Here is a 6688-nt window from a genome sequence, read left to right on the forward strand (position 1 = left end):
ACCGTCGCACCCGTCATCTGCTCCGCCGCGTTGTACGTGAACGTCTTCCCCGGCGCCCCCGTCATGTTCCCCGCACCGTCATACGTGTACCCGGACGAGGTGATCTGATCCGCCGCGTTGTACGTCAACGACTGCGACGAGCTGCTGCTGCCACTCACGACTGCGGACGTGCGGTCCCCGTTGCTGTTGTACCCGTACGTGTACGTGCGATTCGCCCCGGACCCACCCGACTGCGCCGCCGAGGTCAGCCGCCCGGAACCGTCGTACGTGTACGTCGTGGTCTGCCCCGACAGGTGGTCGTACGTCCACTGCAGCTTCGAGCGGTCGTTCGCCGCGGTGGTCGAACAGGTCGACCCCGATCCGCCGGTGTTGTAGCAGTAGTCCACGTTCATCACCGTCGTCGCCGTGCCGCTGGGCTTCGCCTCCGCGGTCACGTTCGAGATCCGACCCGCCCCGTCGTAGCTGGTGTGCACGTGACCAGCCCACGAGCTGCTCGTGCCGAGCCACTCGTCCGTACGCCGACCGTTGCTGTCCGTCGCGAACGTCACCGGACGCTGAGTCGGGTTCGAGTTCGCCGGGTAGTTCACCGTGGTGAGCACGTTCGACGCGTCGTACACGTAGTTCGTGGTGCCCTTCGACGTCGTCATCGAGGCGCGGTTCCCCGCCTTGTCGTAGGTGTACGAGATCGTGCCACCGCCCGCGGTGTTCGACGTGCTCGTCAACCGGTTGAAGGTGTCGTACCTGTTCGTGATCGTGCCGCCGCCGGAGACCTGCTTGGTCACGTTCCCCGCATCGTCGTAGGTGTTCGTCACAGTCGGCGTCGAGTCCGAGAACGCGGTGGTCAGCACCCGATCGGCGCCGTCGTAGGTGTACGTGGTCGTCCTCCCAGCCCCGTCCGTCGCCGTCTTCAGCCGACCGTAGACGTCGTAGGTGAAGTACTTCGTCCCCAGGCTCGAACCGGCCACCGGCGTGACCGCGGTCAGCTGGTGGTTCGAGTCGTAGTGGTACGTCGTCGAGTTGGCCGCGGCCGCGTTGCCCGGCAGCGTCGCCGACGCCACGGTCCCGTCCGGGTTGTACGTCACCGCCGCCTGCGCAGCGACCGCTGAGGCCTGCGCCGTCAGCTGGTTCCCGGCGCCGTCGAACGTGAAGGTGGAGGTGTTGCCCGCGTCGTCGGTCGTGGACGACGGCAGGTACTGGCTCGACGCCGGCGTGTTCGCGTACGCCGCCGACGCCGTGGCGCCCGAGGACACGGCGGACTGGGTCTGCGACATCCCACCGTTGGCGCCGTAGGTGTTCGTCGTCGTCGTGGCCGATGCCCCGGAGCCGGTCGTCGAGGTCAGCGTGTCGAGGTTCGCGTTGTACGTCGCAGCCCGGTCGCGGCCCATCTGGTCCGTCGCGTGGGTGACGAGGCCGGTCGACGGGTCCACCGTGTAGGTCAGGTGCGCGACCGCGGCGACGGACGAGGACTGCGACGTGTTCGGTCCGGCGACGAGCGTCTGGGTCGACGACGGGTAGGAGAGCCGCGTGACGGCGGTCGCCGCGGTCGGGCTGGTGCTGTGGTCGACCTGCGAGACGCTCGTCACCCGGTTCGACGAGTCGTAGGCGATGTCGAGCTCCTCGTCGCCCTCGTTGTAGAACTTCGCGACCCGCCCCGAGGCGTCGTACTCCACGAACGTGGACGCGCCGGTGGGGTTGGTCCAGCTCTGCACCCTCCCGCTGCCGTCCTGCGACACCTGCTGGTCCCGCACGGTCGAGCCGCTGTGCTGCTGGCCGAAGTGCTCCGCGTGGTAGGTGCTGTCGTAGCCGAGGAAGAGCTTCCGGGCATCGACCGCGCCGGCCGACGACGTCACGACGCCGGTCGACCAGTCGATCGAGGTCGCGTTGCCGTTGCGGTCCGCGACCGAGATCGGCCGACCGGTGCCGTCGAAGGTGACGATCTGCGAGGAGTCGAGGGAGGAGAGGGTCCACCCGTTCGTCGTCTTCATGAGGACGGCTTTGATGCCGGCGGGCGAGACGTAGGCCGAGCTCGAGCCGCTGACCGCTGCGAACGGCCACACGGCGCCGTCGGTCGACGTGAAGTCGACGGTGGAGCCGTCGGACTGCAGCGACAGGCTGCCCGCGCCGGCGATCCCGTAGGTCCATCCGCTCGCGTCGGCCGCGCCGAGGAAGTGGTCGCCGGGGCCGTCCGCACGGGAGTTGTAGGCGAGCGTGATCGGCACCGACGCCGAGACACCGGGCAGCGTCCGCAGCACCGTCGAGAGGTCGAGGTCGCCGGTCGCCACGTCGACGGACGCCTGCGTGTGGTCGCTCAACCGGAACGACAGGCGCGTCGCGTTCGGGCGCAGACCGGTGATGCCGGTGCTGCTGGTACCCGATGGCAGCGTGTCCGCCAGGGCCGCGACGCTGCCGGTCGCCACCAGGCTCGCCGTCAGGGCAGCGGCGGCGCCGACCTTCCAGGACCGAGCGATTCGGCGGTGCGACCGCCTACGAGCTGCACGTGGCATCGGGACTCCCATCTCCGGGGAGAACAGGTACCGGCCCGACGCGCGACGGCCGCGCCGCCGGGCGCAGGTCGGCCGAAGATCGTCAGAAGTGATGATTCCGTCGCGCGGCGCCGACACTCCGCCCTCGTTTCGCGCCGAAGCCTCGGAGGTCGAGAGACTCGCCCGAGGCCGCTCGCACAGCAGCAGCCCGTCACGACGAGGGACCCGAAGATGGACGAGATGGACGCTCCGCTCGGCGGCGGCGGTCGCGTGCGGCTCACCCCCGCCCAGCTGCGGGTGCTCGAGCAGCTCGCCACCGGTGCGACCAGCGCCACCATCGCGAGCAGGCTGTTCGTGAGCACGGCCACGGTGCGCAGCCACATCGCCGCGCTGCACAAGCGGTTCCAGGTGCACGGCACGATGCCGCTCGTGGTGGCCGCCATCGTGGTCGGGCTGCTGACGAACGACAGCCTGCCGCTGCAGCTGACCGGGCTCGCCGAGTTCGACCTGCACGATCTCGAGGGGTGATCCGCCGGACGCTGAACAGCCGCGTGCCTCGGTCGCGGCACCCGCCGCGATGTGCTCGGCTGGTGGACGTGTGCACTTGCTGCAGCGGCTGCACACGTCCGCGCGTGCTGCACACGGCCGGCAGCCGTCAGCCGGCGTGCGCGGCCACCTCGAACGCCGCCCGCTCGAACGCGGCGACCACCGGGCGGTCGTCGGCCGCGCGGCGGCAGAGCAGGATCGAGGCGGGCGGCACGTCGCGGATCGGGACGAAGGCGAGCCCCGGCCGCGGGTAGTGCGCGGCGACGCTTGCGGCCGCGATGTTCACCCCCACCTCCGCCGCGACCAGCTCGAGGATCCCCTCGATGTCGTCAGCCGACGGACCGCGCCGCGGCCGGCGGCCGCTCGGCCTCGGGTCGACGAGCCACCAGTCGAGCGCCGCGGCGTCGCCGGATGCGGGCGCGACGAAGACCTCGTCGTCGGTCTCCGCGATGCCCACCTCCGTGCGCCCCGCCAGCGGATGACCACGCGGGACCACGAGCACGCGCGCCTCACGGGTCAGCTCGCGCGCGTGCACCTCCGGCGGCAGCGGGAGGGGCGCCGGGGCGAAGGCGACGTCCACCGCGCCGCTGGTGAGCGCCTCCGCGACGTCGAAGAACCCGAGCCGGCGCATCTCGAGCCGCACCGACGGCATGCGGTCCAGCACCGCGCCGAGGATCGTCGTCGTGAGCGGGCCGGCGCCGGTCGCGACGAGCCCGACCCGCAGCGCGGGACCCGACGCGGTGCGGCGATCGACCGCCCAGTCCAGCACCAGCCGGTGCGTGCGGACCGCCTCCCGGGCCAGCGGCAGCAGCTGCGCGCCCGCGTCCGTCATCGCGACCCGTCGCGGGCCGCGGTCCAGCAGGCGGGCGCCGAGGCGGTCCTCCAGCCGGGCGATCTGCTGGCTGAGCGACGGGGAGGCGATGCCGAGGCGGCTCGCGGCCCGGCCGAAGTGCAGCTCGTCCGCGAGCACGCAGAAGTACTGCAGCATCGCGATCGGCACGTCCACGACCCGACGATAGCCTGCGCCTACTGCTCGGTAGCGAGATCGTGGTTGTGCGGCACCCGGCGCGGCGCGCACGCTGAGCGGGCGCGAGCGTCGCCACCGTCGTGGGACGCCGCCACGACGAGGAGGTCGCACCGATGTCCCTGGACACCCACCCGAAGGTCGACGAGTCCGCGGAGCGCGACCGCTTCCCCGGGATCCTGCCCGGCAAGCCGGCCCCCTTCGTCCTGCGACAGGGCGAGGGCGAGAAGTCCGTGCTGTTCGGCGACCTGTTCACGATCCTGCTGTCCGGCGACGAGACGGAGGGGCAGTACGACGTCTTCACGGCCGAGGGCCACGCGGGCGAGATCATCCCCGCGCATCTGCACAGGTGGACGCACGAGATCTTCTACATCGTCGACGGCACCGTGCACGTGTGGATGGACGACGAGCACGGGGTGAAGGAGGATCGGCTGCTGCACGCCGGCGACTTCGCCTACGTGCCGAAGGACGTCGTGCACGCCTACCGCTACGAGGCGACGTCGAAGGTGCTCGGCACCTCCACCGCCGGGTTCGGGCGGTTCTTCCACGCGATGGGCAAGCAGACGGACAAGCCGGGCATCCCGGACCGCAGCGAGATCTTCGTGCCGACCCGCGAGCAGATGCAGGCCGCCGGGGAGAAGTACGGCACCGTCTTCCGCCCCGAGTTCCGCTTCGACGCCGCCGAGTGAGCACCGTCCTGCGGGACGTCGTCTTCGCGGAGCGGATCGGCTTCCGCCCGCTCTCGCTCGACCTGCACCTGCCCGAGGCGGCGCCCGCGCCCGTCGTGCTGTTCCTGCATGGCGGCGGGTGGCGGCTCGGCAGCCGTCGCGCCTTCGTGCCGCACCGGTCCGCCGACGAGACGCTCGGCCGGATCACGGCGGCGGGCTTCGCCGTCGCCTCCGCCGACTACCGGCTGAGCGGGGAGGCGCGGTTCCCCGCCCAGGTCGACGACGTGCTCGCCGCGATCGGCTGGGTGCGCGAGCACGGCGCGGAGCACGGGCTCGACCCGGCCCGCATCGTGCTGTGGGGCGAGTCCGCCGGCGCACACCTCGCGGCGCTGGCGGCCCTGGATCCCGCAGCCGGCGTCGCCGGGGTCGTCGACTGGTACGGCCCCGCGGACCTCACCGCGCTCGGCCGCGACCTGCGGCCCGACGACCCCGCGGCCGTCGACGACGATCCGGCGTCGCGGGAGGCGGGCCTGCTCGGCGGCCCCGTGTCGGCCCTCCCCGACCTCGCGCGCGCGGCGAGTCCGGCGCTGCAGGTGCACGCGGGCGCGCCCCCGTTCCTCCTGCAGCACGGGGAGGCGGACGTGCTCGTCCCCTTCGCGCAGAGCCGCGCGCTGGCCGACGCGCTCGCCCGCGTCGGCGCGGACGTCGAGCTGGTCGGCGTGCCCGGCGCCTCCCACTTCTGGCAGGGCGTCGACGACCTGGAGCCGATCGTCGAGCGCGCCCTCGCGTTCGCGCGCCGCGTCACCGCGCAGCCGCCGCGTTGACACGGTTTCCCAGGCATCGTTACCGTGCCCCGGTGCCGCACCTCCCCCGCGGCCGGAGGGGCGGAGCCGCATGAGCGCATCCGACGAGTCGGCGTCGCTCGATGCCAAGCAGCGGAACCAGTACCGCATCGAGTCGCTGGCGAAGGGCCTGCAGGTGCTGCGGCTGTTCGACGAGACCGTCACGTCGCTGCGGCTGCGGGAGGTCGTCGAGCGGACCGGGCTGCCGATGCCGACCGCGTTCCGCATCGTGTCCACGCTGGAGGAGGAGGGCTTCCTCGACCGCACGGACGACGGCGTGCTGCACCCCGGCGTCGCGGTGCTGACGCTCGGGTCGGCCGCGCTGCGCGGTTCGAGCCTCGTCTCGGCGAGCGAGCGCCCCCTCCGCTCCCTGGCGCAGGCGACGGGCGAGACGGTGAACCTGGGCGTGCTGCAGGGCGACCAGGTGCTGTACCTCGTGCGGCTGCGGAACGCGGATCTCGTCACCGCGAACATCCAGGTCGGCTCGACGCTGCCGGCCGCGTTCACGTCGATGGGCAAGGTGCTGCTCGCGTACCTGACGCCGGAGGAGCTCGCGGAGCGCGTCGCGGACGCCACCTTCGGCACCGGTCAGGGGCCGAACGCAGTCGGATCGCGCGCGGCGCTGACCGAGCAGCTGGAGCAGATCCGGGAGCGCGGCTACGCCGTGCAGGACCAGGAGCTCGCGCTGGGGCTGCGGTCGGTCGCGGTCCCCGTGTTCGCCGGCGGGTCGGCGCCGGTGGCCGCGATCAACGTCGCGGTGTCGGCCGCCCGGCACGACGTCGACGCCCTGCGCGGCCCGATCCTGGAGCGGGTGCTCGCCGCGGCCCACGAGATCGGCCTGCGGCTGGCCGCCGCGTGAGTCGCCTCGACCCGCTGCCGCCCGAGCGGCTCGACGAGCCGCAGCGCGCGCTGTACGACGCGATCGCCGGCGGCCCGAGGGCGCAGGGGCCGCAGCACTTCGCGCTGACCGCCGCGGACGGCGCGCTGAACGGCCCGTTCGACGCCTTCCTCCGCTCCCCCGCGCTGGGCGAGGCGCTGCAGGGGGTCGGCGCCGCGGTGCGGTACGCGTCGCACCTCTCGCCGCGGGTGCGGGAGGGGGCGATCCTGCTGGTCTCCGCCGCGTGG

At 72.7% G+C, this 6688-nt stretch carries 6 protein-coding genes and 1 pseudogene; 5 read left to right on the top strand and 2 right to left on the bottom strand.

Features of this window, described 5'->3' with window-relative positions:
- Nucleotides 1–2417 (bottom strand): hypothetical protein (locus ACFE60_RS16440; protein WP_375389939.1); only part of this gene is annotated, 2417 nt, incomplete at its 3' end.
- 297 nt (nt 2418–2714) lie between these two features.
- Between ACFE60_RS16440 and ACFE60_RS16445 the strand changes: the two genes are divergently transcribed.
- The gene (locus ACFE60_RS16445; RefSeq protein WP_375389940.1) at nt 2715–3011 is read left to right on the top strand and encodes a LuxR C-terminal-related transcriptional regulator; all 297 of its coding nucleotides are present in this window, start codon (nt 2715–2717) and stop codon (nt 3009–3011) included.
- A 127-nt stretch (nt 3012–3138) separates the two neighbouring features.
- Here ACFE60_RS16445 and ACFE60_RS16450 read toward each other — a convergent pair whose 3' ends face one another.
- A complete protein-coding gene (locus ACFE60_RS16450; protein ID WP_375389941.1) occupies nt 3139–4035 on the bottom strand; it encodes a LysR family transcriptional regulator in 897 nt (298 codons plus the stop codon).
- A gap of 134 nt (nt 4036–4169) precedes the next feature.
- On the opposite strand from ACFE60_RS16450, the gene ACFE60_RS16455 reads away from it, so the two are divergent.
- The 4 genes and pseudogenes from ACFE60_RS16455 to ACFE60_RS16470 form a co-directional block, all read left to right on the top strand.
- A complete protein-coding gene (locus ACFE60_RS16455; RefSeq protein WP_375389942.1) occupies nt 4170–4742 on the top strand; it encodes a quercetin 2,3-dioxygenase in 573 nt (190 codons plus the stop codon).
- Nucleotides 4739–5545 carry an alpha/beta hydrolase fold domain-containing protein gene (locus ACFE60_RS16460; RefSeq protein ID WP_375389943.1) on the top strand — a complete coding sequence of 269 codons (807 nt, stop codon included), beginning with the start codon at nt 4739–4741 and terminating at the stop codon, nt 5543–5545. Before ACFE60_RS16455 ends, ACFE60_RS16460 begins: the two co-directional genes overlap by 4 nt.
- A gap of 70 nt (nt 5546–5615) precedes the next feature.
- Nucleotides 5616–6422: an IclR family transcriptional regulator gene (locus ACFE60_RS16465; RefSeq protein ID WP_375389944.1), complete on the top strand. Its 807-nt coding sequence runs from the start codon at nt 5616–5618 to the stop codon at nt 6420–6422.
- Nucleotides 6419–6688 (top strand): annotated as a pseudogene (locus ACFE60_RS16470) (carboxymuconolactone decarboxylase family protein); the annotation flags it as partial. The gene ACFE60_RS16465 and the pseudogene ACFE60_RS16470, both read left to right, overlap by 4 nt.

The sequence above is a fragment of the uncultured Amnibacterium sp. genome (genome assembly GCF_964245895.1).
Classification (GTDB): domain Bacteria; phylum Actinomycetota; class Actinomycetes; order Actinomycetales; family Microbacteriaceae; genus Amnibacterium.